The sequence below is a fragment of the Cupriavidus sp. GW822-FHT02D05 genome, assembly GCF_058802485.1.
Genome location: NZ_JBXAOE010000011.1, coordinates 122,986 through 142,666 on the forward strand (window position 1 = coordinate 122,986; position 19,681 = coordinate 142,666).

19 protein-coding genes are annotated in these 19,681 nt (G+C 66.8%); 11 read left to right on the forward strand and 8 right to left on the reverse strand.

Annotation, left to right across the window (positions count from 1 at the left end; translation table 11 throughout):
• Position 1: 1 nt before the first annotated feature.
• The 3 genes from AC1RQK_RS16500 to AC1RQK_RS16510 all read right to left on the reverse strand — a co-directional run bounded on the left by AC1RQK_RS16500 (position 2) and on the right by AC1RQK_RS16510 (position 2,358).
• Positions 2–649 carry an ABC transporter permease gene (locus tag AC1RQK_RS16500; protein ID WP_006162433.1) on the reverse strand — a complete coding sequence of 216 codons (648 nt, stop codon included), beginning with the start codon at positions 647–649 and terminating at the stop codon, positions 2–4.
• A 10-nt stretch (positions 650–659) separates the two neighbouring features.
• Positions 660–1,544, reverse strand: coding sequence for a glycine betaine ABC transporter substrate-binding protein (locus AC1RQK_RS16505; RefSeq protein ID WP_492809997.1), 885 nt, complete (start codon positions 1,542–1,544; stop codon positions 660–662).
• A 97-nt stretch (positions 1,545–1,641) separates the two neighbouring features.
• Positions 1,642–2,358 carry an ABC transporter permease gene (locus AC1RQK_RS16510; protein WP_174423121.1) on the reverse strand — a complete coding sequence of 239 codons (717 nt, stop codon included), beginning with the start codon at positions 2,356–2,358 and terminating at the stop codon, positions 1,642–1,644.
• 695 nt (positions 2,359–3,053) lie between these two features.
• Here AC1RQK_RS16510 and AC1RQK_RS16515 point away from each other — a divergent pair.
• From AC1RQK_RS16515 to AC1RQK_RS16540, 6 genes are all read left to right on the forward strand, one after another.
• Complete coding sequence (locus AC1RQK_RS16515; RefSeq protein WP_492809908.1) at positions 3,054–3,992, forward strand: pirin family protein; 939 nt, start codon at positions 3,054–3,056, stop codon at positions 3,990–3,992.
• A 413-nt stretch (positions 3,993–4,405) separates the two neighbouring features.
• Complete coding sequence (locus AC1RQK_RS16520; RefSeq protein ID WP_492809910.1) at positions 4,406–5,995, forward strand: ABC transporter ATP-binding protein; 1,590 nt, start codon at positions 4,406–4,408, stop codon at positions 5,993–5,995.
• The gene (locus AC1RQK_RS16525) at positions 5,988–7,088 is read left to right on the forward strand and encodes an ABC transporter permease (protein WP_492376126.1); all 1,101 of its coding nucleotides are present in this window, start codon (positions 5,988–5,990) and stop codon (positions 7,086–7,088) included. Before AC1RQK_RS16520 ends, AC1RQK_RS16525 begins: the two co-directional genes overlap by 8 nt.
• 16 nt (positions 7,089–7,104) lie before the next feature.
• Positions 7,105–8,025: an ABC transporter permease gene (locus AC1RQK_RS16530; RefSeq protein WP_492376125.1), complete on the forward strand. Its 921-nt coding sequence runs from the start codon at positions 7,105–7,107 to the stop codon at positions 8,023–8,025.
• Positions 8,026–8,197: 172 nt separating this feature from the next.
• The gene (locus tag AC1RQK_RS16535) at positions 8,198–9,343 is read left to right on the forward strand and encodes a BMP family ABC transporter substrate-binding protein (RefSeq protein ID WP_006162440.1); all 1,146 of its coding nucleotides are present in this window, start codon (positions 8,198–8,200) and stop codon (positions 9,341–9,343) included.
• A 258-nt stretch (positions 9,344–9,601) separates the two neighbouring features.
• On the forward strand, positions 9,602–9,895 hold the full coding sequence (locus AC1RQK_RS16540; RefSeq protein WP_043344566.1) for a YkvA family protein: 294 nt from the start codon (positions 9,602–9,604) through the stop codon (positions 9,893–9,895).
• Positions 9,896–9,926: 31 nt separating this feature from the next.
• Here the strand turns inward: AC1RQK_RS16540 and AC1RQK_RS16545 are convergent, their stop codons facing one another.
• From AC1RQK_RS16545 to AC1RQK_RS16560, 4 genes are all read right to left on the reverse strand, one after another.
• A complete protein-coding gene (locus AC1RQK_RS16545; protein ID WP_492376124.1) occupies positions 9,927–10,901 on the reverse strand; it encodes a quinone oxidoreductase family protein in 975 nt (324 codons plus the stop codon).
• Between the two features lie 78 nt (positions 10,902–10,979).
• Complete coding sequence (locus AC1RQK_RS16550; protein ID WP_006162443.1) at positions 10,980–11,366, reverse strand: methylglyoxal synthase; 387 nt, start codon at positions 11,364–11,366, stop codon at positions 10,980–10,982.
• 119 nt (positions 11,367–11,485) lie between these two features.
• Positions 11,486–12,274 carry an SDR family oxidoreductase gene (locus AC1RQK_RS16555; RefSeq protein WP_043344562.1) on the reverse strand — a complete coding sequence of 263 codons (789 nt, stop codon included), beginning with the start codon at positions 12,272–12,274 and terminating at the stop codon, positions 11,486–11,488.
• A 1-nt stretch (position 12,275) separates the two neighbouring features.
• Positions 12,276–13,286: a DMT family transporter gene (locus tag AC1RQK_RS16560; RefSeq protein ID WP_492376129.1), complete on the reverse strand. Its 1,011-nt coding sequence runs from the start codon at positions 13,284–13,286 to the stop codon at positions 12,276–12,278.
• Positions 13,287–13,638: 352 nt separating this feature from the next.
• Between AC1RQK_RS16560 and AC1RQK_RS16565 the strand changes: the two genes are divergently transcribed.
• The 4 genes from AC1RQK_RS16565 to AC1RQK_RS16580 all read left to right on the forward strand — a co-directional run bounded on the left by AC1RQK_RS16565 (position 13,639) and on the right by AC1RQK_RS16580 (position 17,002).
• Complete coding sequence (locus AC1RQK_RS16565; protein ID WP_492376123.1) at positions 13,639–14,793, forward strand: acyltransferase family protein; 1,155 nt, start codon at positions 13,639–13,641, stop codon at positions 14,791–14,793.
• A gap of 229 nt (positions 14,794–15,022) precedes the next feature.
• On the forward strand, positions 15,023–15,961 hold the full coding sequence (locus AC1RQK_RS16570) for a Bug family tripartite tricarboxylate transporter substrate binding protein (protein WP_492376128.1): 939 nt from the start codon (positions 15,023–15,025) through the stop codon (positions 15,959–15,961).
• 114 nt (positions 15,962–16,075) lie between these two features.
• A complete protein-coding gene (gene upp / locus AC1RQK_RS16575) occupies positions 16,076–16,726 on the forward strand; it encodes a uracil phosphoribosyltransferase (RefSeq protein WP_043344561.1) in 651 nt (216 codons plus the stop codon).
• 129 nt (positions 16,727–16,855) lie between these two features.
• Positions 16,856–17,002, forward strand: coding sequence for a DUF3149 domain-containing protein (locus tag AC1RQK_RS16580; RefSeq protein ID WP_006158366.1), 147 nt, complete (start codon positions 16,856–16,858; stop codon positions 17,000–17,002).
• Between the two features lie 127 nt (positions 17,003–17,129).
• Here the strand turns inward: AC1RQK_RS16580 and AC1RQK_RS16585 are convergent, their stop codons facing one another.
• Complete coding sequence (locus AC1RQK_RS16585; RefSeq protein WP_492376122.1) at positions 17,130–18,680, reverse strand: helicase HerA-like C-terminal domain-containing protein; 1,551 nt, start codon at positions 18,678–18,680, stop codon at positions 17,130–17,132.
• A 258-nt stretch (positions 18,681–18,938) separates the two neighbouring features.
• On the opposite strand from AC1RQK_RS16585, the gene AC1RQK_RS16590 reads away from it, so the two are divergent.
• Positions 18,939–19,664 carry a YebC/PmpR family DNA-binding transcriptional regulator gene (locus AC1RQK_RS16590; protein WP_416047880.1) on the forward strand — a complete coding sequence of 242 codons (726 nt, stop codon included), beginning with the start codon at positions 18,939–18,941 and terminating at the stop codon, positions 19,662–19,664.
• Positions 19,665–19,681 lie beyond the last annotated feature (17 nt).

The following is a 19,681-nucleotide window of genomic DNA, read 5'->3' on the forward strand; positions in this document are numbered from 1 at the left end:
TTCAGCGAATTCCTTTCGGTGTCAGCGCCCGCTGCAACCACTGCAGGCAGGCATCGGCCACGATGGCGAGCACGCTGACCAGCACCGCGCCGATCGCCAGCTTGCTCATGTTGCTCTGGCTGATCGCTTGCAGGATCAGCACCCCGAGGCCACCCGCGCCGATGATGGCGGCAATGGTGGCCACGCCGATATTCATCACCACGGCGGTGCGCACGCCGCCGAGGATGACGGGCACGGCCAGCGGCAGGTCCACCAGCCGCATGCGCTGCCAGGTGGTCATGCCGATGCCGCGTCCGGCTTCCTGGATGCCGTCGTCGACATTGGCGAGCGCCACGCAGGTATTGCGCATGATCGGCAGCAGCGAATACAGGAACACCGCGGTCACCGCCGGCACGTAGCCCAGCGCGTGGCCAAAGCGCGCGAAGATCGGGATCATCAGCCCGAACAGCGCGATCGACGGCAAGGTCAGCACGATGGTGGCCAGCGTCAGCAGCGGCGTGGCGAGAAAGCGAAAGCGCGCGCACAGGATGCCCAGCGGCACGCCGACGACGATCGCCAGGCCCACCGCGGACCCCACCAGCGCCAGGTGCTGGCCGGTGAGCTTGAGCAGCGTCGGCCAGCTGTGTTGGAGGTAAGTCAGCAAGTCCATGCGGCCCTCTTCAGATCAGGCCGTGGCCACGCAGGAATTCCTGCGCCACCTTGTCGACCGGCTGCTGGTCGATATCGACCTTGTAGTTCATCTCGGTCATGGCCGCGTTGTCGAGCCGGGCCGCCAGCGCGTTGAGCAGGCCCGCGAGCTCGGGATGCGCATCCAGCGTTGCCTTGCGCACCACGGGCACCGCGTTATAGGCGGGGAAGAAGTGCTGGTCGTCTTCCAGCAGCACCAGGTCGAAGCCCTTGACGCGGCCGTCGGTGGTGTAGACGAGACCCAGCTCGACCTGGTCGTTCTTCAGCGCGGTGTAGACCAGCCCGGGATCGAGTTGGATCACGTCGCGGCGCGAGAACGGCAGCTTGTAGAGCCCCTTGAGCGGCTCCAGCCCGTCGGGACGCGCGGCGAACTCCATATCGACCGCGAACGGATGGGCGGTGCCCTCGCCGGCGGCGCGCATCGTCTCGGCGAAGGCCGACAACGTGGTCACGCCAGCGGCCTCGGCGCGCTTTCTCGGCATCGCCAGCGCATAGGTGTTGTTGATGCCGGAAGCATCGAGCCATATCAGGCCGCGCGCGGCGTCGAGCGTCTTGACGCGCTCGTAGCTCTCGGCGGCGCCGAGCTTTTCCTCGACCTTGTTGAACACGATCAGCGCCGTGCCGGTGTAGTCCCACACCACGTCGAGCTGGCCGCTTTCCATGGCCTGGCGCATCAGCGTGCTGCCCAGGCCGGCGGTGAGCTCAGTGGTGAGGCCTTTGGCCTGCAGGTACTGCGTGGTCATCGACGACAGGATCAACTGCTCGGTGAAGTTCTTGCCGCCTACGCGAACGGTGTCGGCGTGCGCCGGCAGCGCCATGGCTGCCACTGCGGCAAGCACGGCGACACTCGCCAGCATGCGTGCCTGGCCACGGGCCGCGCGGCCCGCGCGGGCCAGCGCGCTTGTGATGAAATGCATCGGTTTCTCCTTCATGTTCGGTGCGCCCTTGCGCGCCTTAGCGCGCCAGCCCGCGGCGGCGCAGGTAGCAATAGCCGGCGGCGGCAAACAGGCCATCGAGAGCGAGTGCCAGCAGCGCGGTGGCCGCGGCGCCCAGCAACAGCAGGGGCTGGTTGTTCAGGTAGATGCCGGGGAAAATCAATTCGCCCAGGCTGTTGGCGCCGATCAGGAAGGACAGCGGCACCGTGCCGACATTGATCACCAGGCTGATGCGCACGCCCGCCAGGATCACCGGCAGCGCGTTGGGCAGCTCGACCCGGAACAGGCGCTGCATGGCGGTCATGCCAAGGCCGCGCGCGGCCTCGGTCAGTGCCGGGGAAACGCCGAGCAAGCCCTCGCAGGTATTGCGCACGATCGGCAGCAGCGAAGCCAGCCACAGCGCCAGGATGGCGGGCCGCTCGCCAATGCCGAGCACGGCCAGGGCCAGCGCCAGCACCGCCAGCGACGGCACGGTGTTGCCGATATTGAAGACCTGCATCAGGCGGTCGGCCCAGCGGCGCATGCACGGACGGCTCAGGCCGATGCCAGCCGGGATGCCGGTGACCAGCGCCAGCGCCATCGACCACGCCACCAGGCGCAGGTGGTCGGCAACGTCGTACCACAGGCGGTCCTGATATTGCAGGATGACATCCACGCCGATCCAGGTGACCAGAGCGGCCAGCGCAGCGAGCGTGAGACATCCCCAGGCCAGCGCCTGTACGGATTGCTTGGACATATTCCCCTCTGTCCGCATGCCAGATGTGGGCACGAGAAACCACATCCGGATTGACGGACGAACAAAGTGGGCTCAGGCGGGTGCAATTGGGGGCCCGCCGGCCCTGACTAGATTGCCTTGCCCGCCATGACCAGCAGATGAGCCGGTGGACGGGCGCCGGGTTTCACGCTGGAGAGCGGGAAACCCAATTGAAAGGACACCGTGCCGGTAAGGGCGGGAGTCCCGGGAGCGGCGCAACCCGCTGCGAGATGCAGGAACGGGAGGCCAGTGGCAGCGCAAATTTGGTGGTTCCGACGCGCCGCCGGATCAATCGGCCGGTGCCACGCTTGGGCAAGCAAGGAGTTGGGGCGGCACTCAAAAACGCCTGCCCGGACCCTGCCAACCCGACTTGATTACGCAGCATCGGATGACAACGAGAGCGCTATTATACCCAACTACAGCGATCTTGTCATCTTTACGCCTTCTCCGCGCTTTCGCGCCACTTTCTGGCCGTATTTATCAGGCTTCGCCCGGCATCCCGGCGTCACTCGCGTTGTTCCAGAATTGAAGCATCACAAGGGATCAGCCGTACCATGGGCAGAACAATCTTTTGCCCGGATGGCCTCTACCGGTTCTGGCCCAAACCCTTAAATTACGAGGGTAGCCTTTGGGGCCGCGCGCCATTGCCGCCATCCCCAGCCAACAGGAGATCGATCATGGAACAACGCACTGCCATCCCTACCGCCCCCACCGTCCCGGCCACCGCCACGGAAACCGTGCAGCGCTCGCGCGCGGTCGACCGCGTGGTGCGCGGCATCGCCACCTCGGACGGCGCCGGCGTCAAGCTCACCCGCGTGCTCACGCAGAACCTGCAGCGCCGCCTGGACCCGTTCCTGATGCTGGACGCGTTTGGCACCGATAGCCGCGACGACTATATCGGCGGTTTCCCCGACCACCCGCACCGCGGCTTCGAGACCATCACCTATATGCTGGCCGGCCGTATGCGCCATCGCGACAGCGCCGGCAACGAGGGCCTGCTGGAAAACGGTGGCGCCCAGTGGATGGTGGCCGGCGCCGGCGTGGTGCACTCGGAGATGCCCGAGCAGGAAGACGGCCGCATGGAAGGATTCCAGCTGTGGCTGAACCTGCCCGCCGCGGACAAGATGACGGCGCCCTGGTACCGCGACCTGCCGGCCGCCGCCGTGCCCACGGTAGCGCTGCCGGGCGGCGCCACGGTGCGCGTGCTGGCGGGCGCCTCGCACGGGGTGGCTGGCGCGGTCACGCGCCCGGTCACGGAGCCGCTCTACCTGGACGTCTCGCTGCCGGCGGGGCAGACCTTCTCGCAAGCGCTGCCGCAAGGGCATAACGCCTTCCTGTACACCTATCGCGGCGAGATCGCGGTCGGCGCGGGCAGCAACGCCGCGGTGCTGGAAGCGCAGCGCATGGGCGTGCTGGACAACGCCGCCGGCGCTGACGGGGTCAATGTCACGGCCACGGCCGATGCGCGCTTCCTGCTGATCGCGGGCAAGCCGCTAGGCGAGCCGATCGCGCAATATGGGCCGTTCGTGATGAACACCCAGGAGGAGATCTACCAGACCCTGGCCGATTTCCGAGAAGGCCGCTTCAACCAGATCGCGGTCAGCCACGGCGCCTGACATGCTGTGAAGCACCCGGGGGCGGCATCGCGCCGCCGCCGTTCCGGTGTAGGCCGAGGCGCTCTGCTCTGGCCGCCAATCCGCCCCTTTTTTCCGTTCCGCCCCCTCCCCCTTCCCGCCAATCGGCCGTGCAGGCCGCCGTCGGCCGCCCGGCCGTCCGCGCCCCCGCCCAAATCGCCCGGCATGCGACTTGCAATCTGCCTGTATCCGTTGTGGGGCCGAGAATACTGGCCTGACCAGGTCGTCCGAACCCCACACACTTATATAATCCACGGTTAATAAACGGCATCACCGCCCAGTGATGGTTGCTGCAATGCGTAACGGCGATCCTGCCCCACGCACTGCAGCAGGTGCTGCCCGATACATAACGAACATTGATCCACGTTGCTGCCATAACAACTCGAGCCGCCTCAGTGACCTTAAGCACAACCCCAAGGCTGGCGCTTGCCCATATCAGCAAGCGCTACCCCGGCGTGACCGCCAACGACGACGTGTCCCTCGTCGTCGCCCCCGGCGAAATCCACGCCGTGCTCGGCGAGAACGGCGCCGGCAAGTCCACCCTGATGAAAATCATCTTCGGCGCGGTCAAGCCGGACGCCGGCGACATGCACTTCAACGGTGCGCGCGCCGCGATCCACAATCCGCACGACGCACGAAACCTGGGCATCGCGATGGTGTTCCAGCACTTTTCGCTGTTCGATACGCTGACAGTGACCGAGAACATCGCCCTTGGCCTGCCCCGGAGCAGCAAGACGGCCGCCGGCAGCCCGCATGCGGGCACCAATATGAAGCAGCTGGCCGACCAGATCCGCGAGACCGCCCAGCGCTATGGCCTGCCGCTGGAGCCGAACCGCCATGTGCACACCTTGTCGGTCGGCGAGCGCCAGCGCGTGGAAATCGTGCGGGCGCTGCTGGCCAAGCCGCAACTGCTGATCCTGGACGAGCCAACTTCCGTGCTGACGCCGCAAGCGGTGCAGACCCTCTTCATCACGCTGCGCCAGCTCGCGGCGGAAGGTACCAGCATCCTCTACATCAGCCACAAGCTCGACGAGATCCGCGAGCTTTGCCATAGCGCCACGGTGATGCGCATGGGTCGTGTCACCGGTGTGTGCGATCCGCGCCAGGAAAGCGCGGCCTCGCTGTCGCGCCTGATGATCGGCGGCGAGCCGCCGCGCGAGGCGCGCGTGCAGACCGAGCCCGGCGCCTGCCGGCTGGCGGTGCGCGGACTCTCGCTGCCGCGCTCGCATGCGTTCGCGACGGAACTTGCCGGCATCTCGCTGGACCTGCGCGCCGGCGAGATCGTTGGCATCGCCGGCGTGTCCGGCAACGGCCAGCAGGAATTGCTGGCGGCGCTGTCGGGAGAGGATGTGCGCGCCGCGCGCGATGCCATCACGCTGGACAACAAACCGGTGGGCAAGCTGGACGCGCGCCAGCGGCGCCGTGCCGGGCTAGCCTTCGTGCCCGAGGAACGCCTCGGCCGTGGCGCCGTGCCGGGCATGAGCCTGGCCGCGAATATCCTGCTTTCGCACCAGTCCGCACCCTATGTGCGGCGCGGCATGATTTCGCCCAAAGCCGCCGCCGGCCTGGCGCAGGCCGTGATCGGGCGCTTCCGCGTGAAGGCCAGCGGGCCGCACGCGCTGGCCAAGAGCCTGTCGGGCGGCAACCTGCAGAAATTCATTGTCGGCCGCGAGATCGAAAGCGGCCCGAAGGTACTGATTGTGGCCCAGCCGACCTGGGGCGTGGATGTGGGCGCCGCGGCGCAGATCCACAACGAGCTGCTGGCGCTCAAGGCCACCGGCTGCGCCTTGCTGGTGGTGTCGGAAGAACTGGACGAACTGTTCGCCATCTGCGATCGCCTGCACGTGATCGCCAAGGGCCGGTTGTCGCCGTCGATTCCAACCCAGGACGCCACGCGAGAGCAGGTGGGCCTGTGGATGAGCGGTCTTTGGGAAGGTGGGCCAGGCGGCCGGCGCGAACAAGAGGAGGCCGTGCACCATGGCTGATTTCCTCCTTCGCTCACCGCTGTCGCTGGCACCGCGCGGGCTGCCCTCGCGCCGCATGGCCTATGCCTCGCCCTTCATCGCGCTGGCCTTGACGCTGGCCTTCGGCGCGCTGCTGTTCCTGCTGCTCGGCAAGGATCCGGTAGCCGCGCTCAAGGTGTTCCTGGTCGACCCGCTCAAGGACCGCCGCGCCATCGGCGAGGTGCTGCTCAAGACCGTGCCGCTGGTACTGTGCGCGCTTGGGCTTTCAGTGTGCTATCGCGCCAATATCTGGAACATCGGCGCGGATGGCCAGCTCATCGTCGGCGGCATCTTCGCCGGCGCCACCGTGTTGCACTTCGATGTGCCGGGCAATGGCGTGAACGGCACCGTGGTGCTGGTGCTGGCCTCGCTGGCCGGCGTGGTCGGCGGCATGTTCTGGGCGTCGCTCACCGCCGCGCTCAAGGACAAGTTCAACGCCAACGAGATCCTGGTGTCGCTGATGCTGACCTATATCGCGCAGCAGTTGATGCTGTACGTGGTCAACGGGCCGCTGAAGGATCCCAACGGCATGAACTTCCCGCAGTCCAAGGTGTTCTCCTCCGAGTTCCTGCTGCCTAACCTGATGTCGGGCTCGCGCCTGCACGCGGGCTTTGTGGTGATGCTGGTGCTGGTGGTGCTGATGACCGTCTTCATCTTCCGCAGCTTCGCGGGCTACCGCCTGCAGGTGGGCGGCACCGCCCCGGCGGCGGCGCGCTATGCCGGCTTCTCGGCGCGCCGTTCGCTGTGGAGCGCGCTGATGATCTCCGGCGGCACCGCCGGCCTGGCGGGCGCGTTCGAAGTCACGGGCCCGATCGGCCAGTTGCTGCCCTCGATCTCACCCGGCTACGGCTTCACCGCGATCATCGTGGCCTTCGTGGGCCGCCTGCATCCGGTGGGCACCGTGTTCGGCGGCATCGTCATGTCGCTGTTCTATATCGGCGGCGAAATGGCTCAGTCGCGCCTGGGCCTGCCTTCGGCGCTGGGCTCGGTGTTCCAGGGCATGCTGCTGTTCTTCCTGCTGGCCAGCGATACGCTGATCGACAACCGCCTGCGCTGGCGCGCCAAGGCCGCCTGAGCGGAACCCCCAAGACATGGAACAACTCGCCCCTCTTATCGCCACCGCGATCAACGCCGGCACGCCGTTGCTGCTGGCGGCGCTTGGCTTGCTCATCAACGAACGCGCTGGCGTGCTCAACCTGGGCGCCGAAGGCATGATGCTGGTCGCCGCCGCGTTCGGCTTCATGGTCGGCTACCAGACCCAGTCGCCGCTGATCGGCTTTGCCGCCGGCGCGCTGGCTGGCATGCTGATGGCCACGCTTTTCTCGTGGCTGGCGCTGGTGCTGGCCACCAACCAGGTCGCCACCGGCCTCGCGCTGTCGATCTTCGGCACCGGGCTGTCGGCATTCATGGGTCAGCGCTTCGTCGGCTTCGCCATGCCGTCGCAGGCCAAGTCGATTCCCTTCCTGGCCGATATTCCCTTCTTCGGGCCGGCCTTCTTCCAGCAGCACTGGATGGTGTATTTCAGCCTGTTCCTGTGCTGCGCCATCATGTGGTTCCTGTTTCGCACGCGCGCAGGGCTGACGCTGCGCGCGATCGGCGAATCGCCGGAATCCGCGCATGCGCTGGGCTATCCGGTGCGCCTGATCCGCTTTGGCGCGCTGCTGTTCGGCGGCGCCTGCTGCGGGCTGGCCGGTGCCTACCTGTCGTTGGTGTACACGCCGATGTGGGTGGAAAACCTGGTGGCCGGCCGTGGCTGGATCGCGCTGGCGCTGACCACCTTCGCCACCTGGCGCCCGGGCCGCGTCTGGGCCGGAGCCTGGCTGTTTGGCGGCGTCACCATCCTGCAGTTCTACCTGCAGGGCATTGGCGTATCGGTGCCGTCGCAGATCCTGTCGATGCTGCCCTATGCCGCGACCATCGTCGTGCTGGCGCTGATCTCGCGCAACCCGGCGTGGATCCGCCTGAACATGCCGGCCTCGCTGGGCAAGCCGTTCCGCCCGGGTGCCGCCTGACCGATCCCGCCGCCGCGCCTCTCCCGGCGCTGCGCCGTGTTTTCCGTTTTTGTTTCGCTTTTATAAAGTCCGTCAGAGACTTCAGGCTTCAATCCCTCGTTGTTCAGAGCCACAGTTGCAACCTTAATCAAAACATCGGTACTCAGTACCACGGTCATTACAAGGAGAAATCATGATCGTCACGCGCAGGAAAACCCTTGCCGCACTGGCTGCCACCGCCGTGCTGGCTCTCGCGGGCTGCGGCAAGAAAGAAGCCGAAAAGCCGGCGGAAAGCGCGGCTCCGGCCTCCGCTCCCGCTGCCGAGCAAAAGGCCGAGCCGCTCAAGGTCGCCTTCGTCTACATCGGCCCGGTCGGCGATGCCGGCTGGACCTACGCCCATGACGCCGGGCGCAAGGCCGTGGAAGAAAAATACGGCGACAAGGTGAAGACGTCCTTCGTCGAGAACGTGCCCGAATCCGCCGCCGATGCAGAACGCGTGTTCCGCGATCTCGCCGCGCAAGGCAACAAGGTCATCTTCGGCACCAGCTTCGGTTACATGGAATCGATGCTCAAGGTCGCCAAGGAATTCCCGGACGTGAAGTTCGAGCACGCCACCGGTTTCAAGACCGCCGACAACCTGGCCCAGTACGACGTGCGCACCTATGAAGGCGCTTACCTGGCTGGTGTGGTCGCCGGCAAGATGAGCAAGACCGGCAAGATGGGCGTGGTGGCATCGGTGCCCATCCCCGAGGTGATCCGCAACATCGACTCGTTCACCATCGGCGCACGCAGCGTCAACCCCAAGGCCACCGTCAAGGTGGTGTGGGTGAACAAGTGGTTCGATCCGGGCAAGGAGCGCGAAGCCGCGACCACGCTGATCGGCCAGGGCGTGGACATGCTGATGCAGAACACCGACTCCGCCGCCGTGGTGCAGACCGCGCAGGAAAAGGGCGTGTACGCATTCGGCTGGGACAGCGACATGAGCAAGTTCGGCGAGAAGGCCCACCTGGCCGCCTCGGTGATCTCGTGGGGCGTGTACTACAACAAGGTGGTCGGCGACGTGCTGGCTAACCAGTGGAAGAACGGCACCACGTGGTGGGGCGTCAAGGAAGGCATGATCGACCTGAAGGGCTTCAACGCCGTGGTGCCGGATGACGTCAAGGCACTGGTGGAAGAGCGCAAGAAGGGCATCGCCGACGGCTCGGCTCCGATCTGGAAGGGTCCGCTCAAGGACAACACCGGCAAGGAACAACTGGCCAAGGACCAGGCAGCCGACGACGGCTTCCTGCACGGCATCAAGTTCTACGTCGAAGGCGTGGAAGGCAAGATCCCGGGCTGATCGCCAGCGCCGGTTTAGCGGTTGCCGGCAGCCTGCGCTCGCAGCGCTGCCGGCACGGTGGCGTGGCGCTTCCCGCGCCCCGCCACCTGCCCTGCACGTCCTTCACTGGATGTCCGTCACTGGATGTCCTTCGGCTCACCCCCTCCCCCACCTGAACGCCCCGCGGAACTTGAAGCGCCGAAGATTGGCCCAAGCTATCTGCGAGTGGCGCAATCGGCCACGCCGCTTGGCGTTTGTGAAAAGTGAAGGAGGCCTCTCATGTGGAAACGATTTTCGGCACTGTGGACCCTGGTGCGGCGCGACGGCCGCCTGCTGTGGTACGCGCTGCGCCATCCCGACGCCCCGCGCTGGTTGAAGCCGGCCGCGTTAGGCCTGGTGCTGTACGCCATTTCGCCCATTGACCTGATTCCCGACTTCATCCCCGGCCTGGGCCTGATGGACGACGTGGTGCTGATCCCGCTGGCGGTGCACTTCATCCTCAGGCGCCTGCCCGCGCACGTGCTGCGGCAGGCCGAGGCGCGCGCCGGCGCCCAGACAGTGCGAGCCCGCTAGCAGGCCAGGCGGCTCGCACCAGGCTTGCGCTTCAGGGCAGCAGGACGGTCGTGCCAGTGGTCTTGCGGCCTTCCAGATCGCGATGCGCCTGCGCCACATCCGCCAGCGCGTAGCGTTGGCGGACTTCAATCTTCACACGGCCGCTGGTCACCATCTCGAATAGCTCGGCCGCCATCGGCTCCAGCAATTCGCGATGGACCACATAGGTCATCAGCGTTGGCCGCGTGATGCGCAGCGAGCCCTTGTTGCCCAGCACGGACAGATCGAACGGCGGCACCGGGCCGGATGCATTGCCGAACACCACCATGGTGCCGCGCGGTTTCAGGCAATCCAGCGAGCCGTTGAAAGTGTCCTTGCCGACCGAGTCGTAGACCGCGGCGACGCCCTTGCCGCCGGTGATTTCCTTGACCTTGTCGACGAAGGATTCACGCGTGTAGACGATGGTGTGATCGCACCCATGCGCGCGCGCCAGCGCGGCTTTTTCATCGCTGCCGGCGGTGCCGATCACGGTGGCGCCCAGCGCCTTGAGCCACTGGCTGGCAATCAGGCCAACACCACCCGCGGCGGCGTGCAGCAGCACGGTATCTCCTGCCTGCACGCGGTAGCTGTCGCGCAGCAGGTACTGCGTGGTCAGGCCCTGCAGCATCATCGCCGCGCCCTGCTCGAACGAGATGGCGTCCGGCAGGCGCACCACGATATCGGCCGGCATGACCCGCACCTGCGCATAGGCGCCCGTGGGACGGCCGGCATAAGCAACACGGTCGCCCACGTTCAGGTGCCCCACGCCGGCGCCAACCGCCTCCACCACGCCGGCGCCTTCCATGCCGAGGCCACCCGGCAGCGGCTGCTTGTACAGCCCGGTGCGGAAATACACGTCGATGTAGTTGAGGCCGACCGCCTCGTGCCGCACGCGCACCTCGCCGGGGCCGGGATCCCCCACCTCGACGTCAACCCACTGCATCACCTCCGGGCCGCCGGTCTCGAAAATGCGGATGGCTTTGCTCATGTCTCTCTCCTTGTCCTGTTGATGCGTGTTGGTACGGTGGGTATGTGTGGGGGCGGCAATGCCTCGGGCCGAAGCCGCTTACTCCGGATACAGGCGCCGCAGCTCCGCGATCAGCAGATCCGCGGTGGCCACATTGGTGGCACAGGGCACGTTGTGCACGTCGCAGGCGCGCACCAGGGCATTGATATCGGGCTCGTGCGGCTGCGGCGTCATGGGGTCGCGCAGGAAAATCACCACGCCCACGCGGCCTTCGGCCAGTTGCGCGCCAATCTGCAGGTCGCCGCCCCAGGGGCCGGAGAGCATGCGCGTCACCGTCAGCCCGATTTCGTCGCTCAGGCGGCCACCCGTGGTACCGGTGGCGAGCAGTTCGCAACGTGACAGGAAATCGCGATGGCGGCCAGCAAAAGCCACGATGTCATCTTTCTTGTGGTCGTGCGCAATCAGCGCAATACGAGGGGGAGTCATCGGCATCATCCTGGCCAATCAGGGAAAAACCGGGCCGGCATGGCCCGGCCGGAAAACGCCCGCGGCGCCGGCACGGCCGCCAGGCCGCGCGCGCGTCGCGGGTTGGGTGCGGCAGCGGCTTAGAACGTGCCGGGGTAAGCGCCGCCGTCGAGGAGCACGTTCTGCCCGGTCATGTAAGCGGCGTGGCGGCTGCACAGGAAGGCGCAGGTGGCGCCGAACTCGGCCGGCTCGCCAAAGCGGCGGCTCGGGTTCTGCGCGGCGCGGCGCTTCGAGACTTCCTCGATCGACAGGCCAGCCTGCCTGGCGCCGCCTTCCATGGTCTTGTAGAGGCGATCCGTATTGAACGGGCCGGGCAGCAGGTTGTTCACCGTCACGCCGTGCTGCGCCACTTCGCGCGCCAGGCCGGCGACAAAGCCGGTCAGGCCCGAGCGCGCGCCGTTGGACAGGCCGAGCACATCGATCGGCGCCTTCACGGCGCCGCTGGTGATGTTGACGATGCGGCCCCATTTGCGCGCGATCATGCCGTCCACCGTGGCCTTGATCAGCTCGATCGGGGTCAGCATGTTGGCGTCGATCGCTGCCAGCCAGGCATCGCGGTCCCAGTCGCGGAAATTGCCCGGAGGCGGGCCGCCGGCATTGTTGACCAGGATGTCCAGGTCGCCCAGCTTGGCGACGGCTTCCAGCGCCAGCTTTCGCCCCGCCGGGGTCGTGATGTCGGTGGCGACCGCCATCACGCGCCGGCCGTGGCGCGCGCGCAGGTCCGCCGCGGCTTTTTCCAGCGCCTCGGCGCCGCGCGCCACGATCACCACATCCACGCCTTCGGCAGCCAGCGCGTCGGCGCAGGCAAAACCGAGGCCCTTGCTGGCGCCACACACCAGCGCATGCTTGCCGCGCAATCCTAGATCCATCTCATCGACTCCTTGTGTCATCGAGGCGGCCACCCGCCTGCTTGTTATCCAGCGTATCCATCGCCTTGCCGCCGCGACGAGCAGCCTGGGCCTTGCCCGCGGCCCCGCTCTTGACCACCTTGCGCGCCGACAGCAAATATATCCCGCCCATCACCAGCGCGCTGCCGGCGAGCTGCACGCCGGTGATCGGCTCGCCCAGCAGCCAGAAGCCCAGGAACAGGGTGGATACCGGTCCGAGCATACCCGCCTGCGAAGCCATCGGCGCGCCGATGCGCGCCACCGCCACCATCGTCAGCGACACCGGCAGCACCGTGCAAAACACAGAATTGACTAGCGAAAGCCACATCACGGGGGCTGGCTGCAGCAGCTCCGACAGCGGGCGGCGCAGCACCAGATATTGCACCACGCAGCACGCGGTGGAAACGCACATCGCATAGGCCACCAGCCGCAACGAACCGATGCGCTGCACCAATTCGCCTGACGCGATCAGGTAGATGCCGTAGGTCAGTGCGCTGCCGAGCACCAGCGCGGCACCGAGCCACACCTGGCCGCCGCTCACGTCGAGATCATGCGCGAAAACCAGCACGATGCCTATATAGGCCAGCGCCAGGGACAGCCACTGCCGCAAGCTGATGCGCCGCTTGAACAGCACGGCGCTGGCCAGCAGCACGAAGGACGGCGTGAGGAACAGGATCAGCCGCTCGAGCCCGGCCGTGATGTATTGCAGGCCGAGAAAGTCGAGGAAGCTGGACAGGTAGTAGCCGATGATGCCGAGGAACACGATGCGGCCGCGATCAGCCCAGGACAGCGCCGGCAGGCGCCGCGACTGCCACCAGCCGATCGCCATGAACAGCGGCACGGCAAACAGCATGCGCAGGCTGATGACCATGACCGCATCGACCTGGTAGCGGTACATCAGCTTGGCGACGATCGCCTTGCCGGAAAAAAGGATGGCGCCGACGGCAGCCACGGCCAGGCCGGCGCGCTGCGCTGCCGGCTCGGCGGCAGGCACGGTGCGGGAAAGTTGGGATGCAGACAAGGGAGAAGCCGGATAGTGGGGCAGCGCGCCGCTGGACGCGGGCGGCCCGCCAGGGACGCGAGCCATTGTATTCGAAAAGAGGCAACTGCATCCGAGGCACATTGTGCTGCGCACAGGTGTTGGGCGGCGTACCCCAACCCGCGTGGCCAAACCCATGCAGTGCCAATGGCGGCGGTGCCTGCTTCCCGTGCCTCGGCTTTCGCTATGTGGGACGGCGCACCTTCACGCCGTAGCCGCCCGGCTAAGCTCTGCCAAGGAGAGTCCCGCGCTGCGTGCCGCCTTGTGCCAACCGCAGCCCTGGCGAGCCGGAACCGGGAGACTGGTCGTGGATGGCACGGACCGAAGCAAGCAATACGATGTACTGGACCTGATCCGGGCGCTGGCCGCGGGCCTGGTCTGCCTTGGCCATGTCCGCGCGCTGGTCATCGTCGACTATGCGGCGAGCGGGCCGCATGGCGGCGCGGCCGGCGTGGCGCTGCAGTTGTTCTATGCGCTGTGCAGCGTCGGCCACGAATGCGTAATCGTGTTCTTCCTGCTCTCGGGCTACCTGGTAGGCGGCACCGTGCGCCGCAAGATGACGCGTGGCGACTGGTCCTGGCGCAGTTATCTGGCCGACCGCATGACGCGGCTATGGATCGTACTGCTGCCCGCGCTGCTGCTCGGTCTGTTCTGGGACAGTGCCGGGATCCACCTGGCGTGGGGGCCGTTCTACCAGGGCACCGAGGGCAACGCGGCCCAGCAGATCGATATCTCGCATAACCTCGGTGTCGCGGGATTGGTTTGCAACGCGGCGTTCCTGCAAACCCTTGCCTGCGATACCTATGGCTCCAACGGGCCGTTGTGGAGCCTGGCCAACGAATTCTGGTACTACCTCTGGTTCCCTGCGCTATACGGTGCCTGGCACCTGCGCCGCACGCCGCAGGCGTTGCTGTGCGTATTGGCGGTGCTGGTCACGATGGGCCTGTTCCACGGCCTGGTCGAAGGCTTCCTCTTCTGGCTGCTGGGCGTGCTGGCGCAAGCCCTGGAAGCGCGGCTGGCGCAGATCGCAGCGATCGCGCGGCGCAAGTGGCTGGTGCTGCCGGCGCTGCTGGTGTTCCTGGCCGCCATTGCACTGACCAAGCACAAGCCGTACGCCGATGCCGCTGTCGCGCTGGGCTTCTTCGTGCTGTTGCTGGCCGTGCTGTCGACCCGCATCCGCATCGGCCACGCCGGCTTGTCGCGCCTGGCTACGTTGGCGTCCGGGTTTTCGTACTCGCTCTACCTGACGCATTTCCCGCTGACCCTGTTCATCGCCGCGACCCTGGTCAAGGTCCGCCTGCCTGTCAGCGCCGGCAGCCTGGGCCTGGCCGCGCTGATCCTGCTGGGCTGCTATGCCTACGCCTTTGCCGTCTACTGGGTGTTCGAACGCAATACCCAGCGGGTGCGCGGCCTGCTCGGGCACCCGGCGCTGCCAGCGGCGCAGCGCGGGCAGAATATCTAGCCGCCATGCCGTTGCCTGGCTAGCCAGCCTGCCTGGCTGGCTGGCAACCCTGGCAGCCAGCCTGAAACTGCCGTAAGCTCGCCGGTCGGCGCGTCAAACGCGCGCCGCATAAGAAAAACCAGGAGCATTCATGACGGCAGCACCCCTCGCTATTCTTTCCTCGCGCATTCCCGTTCCAGTCAAAAAGCAGACCGCCGCCCGCCCGCTGCTGATCGCCGCCGCGGTTGCCATGCTCGCAAGCGGCTGGCTGCCCTCGGCCGCCAGCGCGGCCGATTACCCCGTCAAGCCAATCCGCTTCATCGTGCCTTACGCTGCTGGCGGCACCACTGACCTCGTGGCGCGCACGGTCGGCCAGAAGGTGGCGGAGAAGCTCGGCCAGCCCGTGGTCGTGGAGAACCGCCCCGGCGCTGGCGGCAATATCGGCATGGAGGCGGTCGCCAAGGCCGCGCCTGACGGCTACACCATCGGCTTCGGCGCCATCTCGACCAATGCGTTGAACCCGCATATCTACAAGCACGTGCCGTTCGACCCGCGCAAGGATTTCACCGCGGTCAGCCTGCTTGGCACCTCCACCATTGTGCTGGAAGTCAGCAACAGCCTGCCGGTAAAGAATGTGGCCGAGCTGGTCAGCTACGCCAAGGCCCATCCCGGCCTGACCTACGCCACCGCGGGCACCGGCACGTCCATGCACCTGGCGGGCGCGATGTTCGCGCAGATGACGCAAACGGGCCTGACCCATGTGCCATACAAGGGCAGCAGCCCGGCCATCAACGACATGCTGGGCGGCCACGTGCAGGTGATGTTCGACAACCTGCCCGCCTCGCTGCCGCACATCCAGGGCGGCAAGCTGCGCGCGCTGGCGGTGGCCGGCAAGAGCCGCTCGCCAGCGCTGCCGAACGTGCCGACGCTGGCCGAGGCCGGCCTGGCGGGCTACGCCGTCGAGCCGTGGTTCGGCGTGTACGGCCCGGCCGGGCTACCCGCGCCGGTGGTGCAGGCACTCAATGCCGCCTTCATCGCGGCGCTGGGCAATGCGGACGTGAAGGACAAACTCGGGCAGGCAGGCTTCAACCCCAAGGGCTCGAGCGCGGCTGACCTGCAGTCGCTGACGCTGTCCGAGTACGAGAAATTCGGCAAGGTCGCCAAGAGCGCCAGCATCTCGGTGGATTGAGCGCAGGCGGGGCTGCGCGCTTGCGGCGGGAGGATCGCCGGGGGCGCGCAGCCCCGCATCCATTACAATCCGGCTGCAACGGGCCCTCGCGCCCACTCCTGCCGACTACCCGCCATGAAGCAAGATCCGCGTTTCCCCAAGCTGTACATCCTCGATCACCCGCTGATCCAGCACAAGCTCTCCCATATGCGCGACAAGGACACCTCCACGCGCACGTTCCGCGAGCTGCTGCGGGAAATCACGCTGCTGATGGGCTATGAAATCACGCGCGACCTGCCGCTGACCACGCGCCGCATCGAGACGCCCTTGGTGGAGCTGGACGCGCCGGTGATCGCCGGCAAGAAACTCACCATCGTGCCGGTGCTGCGCGCCGGCGTGGGCATGAGCGACGGCCTGGTCGAGCTGATTCCCTCGGCCCGCATCGGCCATATCGGCGTCTACCGCGACGACCAGCACCGCCCGGTGGAATACCTGGTGCGCCTGCCCGACGTGGAAGACCGCAGCTTTATCCTGTGCGACCCGATGGTCGCCACCGGCTACTCCGCCGCGCATGCGGTGGATGTGCTCAAGCGCCGCGGCGTCAAGGATGATGCGATTACGTTCGTGGCGCTGGTGGCAGCGCCGGAAGGCGTCGAAGTATTCCAGAAGGCACATCCCGGCGTGAAACTGTTCGTCGCCTCCCTGGACAGCCACCTGGACGAGCACGCGTACATCATCCCCGGCCTCGGCGACGCGGGCGACCGGCTGTTCGGCACCAAGAACTGAGTTTTCCTGGCAAGCCGGGCACTGTCTGCGCCCGGCTTGACCGGCCTCAATCCCGCCGGCCGCGGCGCTCCCTAGACTATCGGCAGCGGCACACCGTCCGGTGTGCCTCGCCTGACCTGGGAGACCCACATGGCAGCCTTGAAGATCCTGTTTTCGACCCCCACCGGGCTGATGAGCCTGGCCGTCATCGCCTTCATCATCGGCATGGGCTGGTTCTTCACCCGGCTGTTCCTGCGCAAGATGCGGGAAGACGAGGCAGCGGCGCAACGCCGCTAAGACGCAAGTCCCGCCCGCTGGCGTTATCGCCGACGGACCGGCTGGCCGATACCACGCCATGGCTATGCGCCGCGCCCGCCGATCTCGCCGGACGTGGCACACCGGAGCGGCCGACGGCCGGCGCCTCCTACTTCTTCTTGCCCGAGCCCAGCAAGCTGCCCAGCACGCCGCGAATCAGCTCGCGCCCGACCTGCGAGCCCACCGTGCGCGCGGCCGACTTGGCCATCGACTCCAGGATGGAATCGCCGCGCCCGGTCTTGCCCGTGCCCTTGGTCAGCCCGCCGAAGATCTCGCCCGCCTGGTCCAGCCAGCCGCCGCCCTGCGCGGGCGGCGCTTCGGGCTGGCCAGCCGTAGGCGCGGGCGCGGGTGCGCCGCCGCCAGCGGCGGGGGCAGACCCAGGCGCGGCGGCGCGGCCCTTGAGCTTCTCGTAGGCCGACTCGCGATCGATGGTCTGCTCATAGGTGCCGGCCACCAGCGAGTTCGCCAGCAATTGCTTGCGCTCGTCGTCGGTGATCGGGCCGATCCGGCTGCCGGGCGCCAGCACCCAGGCGCGTTCCGTGATGCCGGGGATGCCCTTGGCGTCCAACAACGACACCAGCGCTTCGCCCACACCGAGCTCCCCGATGGCCTTTTCCAGGTCCAGCCCCGGCTTGGCCCGCATGGTGGTGGCCGCCACCTTGACGGCCTTCTGGTCACGCGGCGTGAAGGCGCGCAGCGCGTGCTGCACGCGGTTGCCGAGCTGGCCCAGCACGGTATCGGGGATGTCGACAGGATTCTGCGTAACGAAATACACGCCAACGCCCTTGGAGCGGATCAGCCGCACCACCTGCTCGATCTTGTCGAGCAGGGCCTTGGGCGCGTCGTTGAACAGCAGGTGCGCCTCGTCGAAAAAGAACACCAGCTTGGGCTTGTCAAGATCGCCCGCCTCGGGCAGTTTCTCGAACAGCTCCGACAACAGCCAAAGCAGGAAAGTGGCGTAGAGCTTGGGCGAATTCAGCAGCTTGTCGGCGGCCAGGATATTCACCACGCCCTGCCCGTTCTCGGTCTGGATGAAGTCGTCCAGGTTGAGCATGGGTTCGCCGAAGAACACGTCTGCGCCTTGTGACTCCAGCGCCATCAGCCCGCGCTGGATGGCCCCGATCGAGGCCGCGGAGATATTGCCGTATTCGGTGGTGAACTGGCCCGCGTTGTCGCCCACGTACTGCAGCATGGCGCGCAGGTCCTTGGCGTCGAGCAGCAGCAGCCCGTTGGCGTCGGCGATGCGGAAAACCAGGTTGAGCACGCCCTGCTGGGTGTCGTTGAGTTCCAGCATGCGCGACAGCAGCAGCGGCCCCATATGGGAGACCGTGGCGCGCACGGGATGGCCCTTTTGCCCGAACACATCCCACAGGGTGGTGGGGCAGGCGCCCCACACCGGCTCGGGCAGGCCGAGCTCGGCCAGCCGGGCCTTGAGCTTGTCGGAGAGCTTGCCCGGCTGGGAAATGCCGGTCAGGTCACCTTTGACGTCGGCCATGAAGACCGGCACGCCCAGCCGGGAGAAACCCTGGGCCAGGCTTTGCAGGGTCACGGTCTTGCCGGTGCCGGTGGCGCCGGTGATCAGGCCGTGCCGGTTGCCCATCTCGGGCAGCAGGGCAAGTTCCAGCTCGGCGTTCTTGGCGATGATGATGGGTTCGGCCATGGTCTCTCTGGTTGGCAAGCCGCGCGGCGCTTTCGCCGCGACCGTCCCCGCCCTTCCCGGCGGCTCCCGTGATCGGGAGGCCAGCGGCGGCGGGGCCGCGTGATAAAATGCTGGGCTGATTATGCCAGCCCCCAAGGCCGGCTCACAGACACATAAACCACCCGGCGCGCCGCCAGCGAGCACCCGTTGCCCGCCCGGCACAGCCGGCGCGCAAAGCCAAGGCGCGCGCGTCAAACATTTTCCGCTTCGGAGAGAATCATGGCCGGTCACTCAAAATGGGCCAATATCAAACACAAGAAGGCCGCGGCTGACTCCAAGCGCGGCAAGGTCTGGACCCGCCTGATCAAGGAAATCACCGTCGCCGCGAAGCTCGGCGGCGCTGACCCCGACTCCAACCCGCGCCTGCGCCTGTCCATGGACAAGGCAATGGATGCGAACATGCCCAAGGACAACATCCAGCGCGCCATCCAGCGCGGCGTGGGTGGCCTGGAAGGCGTCAACTACGAAGAAATCCGCTACGAGGGCTACGGCCTTGCCGGCGCGGCGATCATCGTCGACTGCCTGACCGACAACCGTACCCGTACCGTCGCCGAAGTGCGCCATGCCTTCTCCAAGAATGGCGGCAACATGGGGGCGGAAGGCTCCGTGGCGTTCATGTTCACCCATTGCGGCCAGTTCCTGTTCGCCCCCGGCACGCCCGAGGACAAGCTGATGGAAGCCGCGCTGGAAGCCGGCGCCGACGACGTGGTCACCAACGACGACGGCTCGATCGAAGTGCTGTGCCCGCCCAATGATTTCGGCACGGTCAAGGCCGCGCTGGAAGCCGCGGGCTTCAAGGCCGAGATGGCCGACGTCACGATGAAGCCGCAGAACGAAGTCAGCTTCGTCGGCGACGACGCCATCAAGATGCAAAAGCTGCTCGACGCCCTGGAAAACCTGGACGACGTGCAGGAAGTCTTCACCAACGCGGTGATCGAGGAGTAAGGCGCGGATCGGGTAAG

Coding starts and splice junctions, on each gene's coding strand:
- AC1RQK_RS16530 (WP_492376125.1), top strand. CDS start 7,105: ATGGAACAACTCGCCCCTCTTATCGCCACCGCGATCAACGCCGGCACG.
- AC1RQK_RS16545 (WP_492376124.1), bottom strand. CDS start 10,901: ATGAGCAAAGCCATCCGCATTTTCGAGACCGGCGGCCCGGAGGTGATG.
- upp (WP_043344561.1), top strand. CDS start 16,076: ATGAAGCAAGATCCGCGTTTCCCCAAGCTGTACATCCTCGATCACCCG.
- AC1RQK_RS16550 (WP_006162443.1), bottom strand. CDS start 11,366: ATGACTCCCCCTCGTATTGCGCTGATTGCGCACGACCACAAGAAAGAT.
- AC1RQK_RS16510 (WP_174423121.1), bottom strand. CDS start 2,358: ATGTCCAAGCAATCCGTACAGGCGCTGGCCTGGGGATGTCTCACGCTC.
- AC1RQK_RS16590 (WP_416047880.1), top strand. CDS start 18,939: ATGGCCGGTCACTCAAAATGGGCCAATATCAAACACAAGAAGGCCGCG.
- AC1RQK_RS16555 (WP_043344562.1), bottom strand. CDS start 12,274: ATGGATCTAGGATTGCGCGGCAAGCATGCGCTGGTGTGTGGCGCCAGC.
- AC1RQK_RS16500 (WP_006162433.1), bottom strand. CDS start 649: ATGGACTTGCTGACTTACCTCCAACACAGCTGGCCGACGCTGCTCAAG.
- AC1RQK_RS16515 (WP_492809908.1), top strand. CDS start 3,054: ATGGAACAACGCACTGCCATCCCTACCGCCCCCACCGTCCCGGCCACC.
- AC1RQK_RS16535 (WP_006162440.1), top strand. CDS start 8,198: ATGATCGTCACGCGCAGGAAAACCCTTGCCGCACTGGCTGCCACCGCC.
- AC1RQK_RS16580 (WP_006158366.1), top strand. CDS start 16,856: ATGGCAGCCTTGAAGATCCTGTTTTCGACCCCCACCGGGCTGATGAGC.
- AC1RQK_RS16525 (WP_492376126.1), top strand. CDS start 5,988: ATGGCTGATTTCCTCCTTCGCTCACCGCTGTCGCTGGCACCGCGCGGG.
- AC1RQK_RS16585 (WP_492376122.1), bottom strand. CDS start 18,680: ATGGCCGAACCCATCATCATCGCCAAGAACGCCGAGCTGGAACTTGCC.
- AC1RQK_RS16570 (WP_492376128.1), top strand. CDS start 15,023: ATGCTCGCAAGCGGCTGGCTGCCCTCGGCCGCCAGCGCGGCCGATTAC.
- AC1RQK_RS16540 (WP_043344566.1), top strand. CDS start 9,602: ATGTGGAAACGATTTTCGGCACTGTGGACCCTGGTGCGGCGCGACGGC.
- AC1RQK_RS16505 (WP_492809997.1), bottom strand. CDS start 1,544: ATGCTGGCGAGTGTCGCCGTGCTTGCCGCAGTGGCAGCCATGGCGCTG.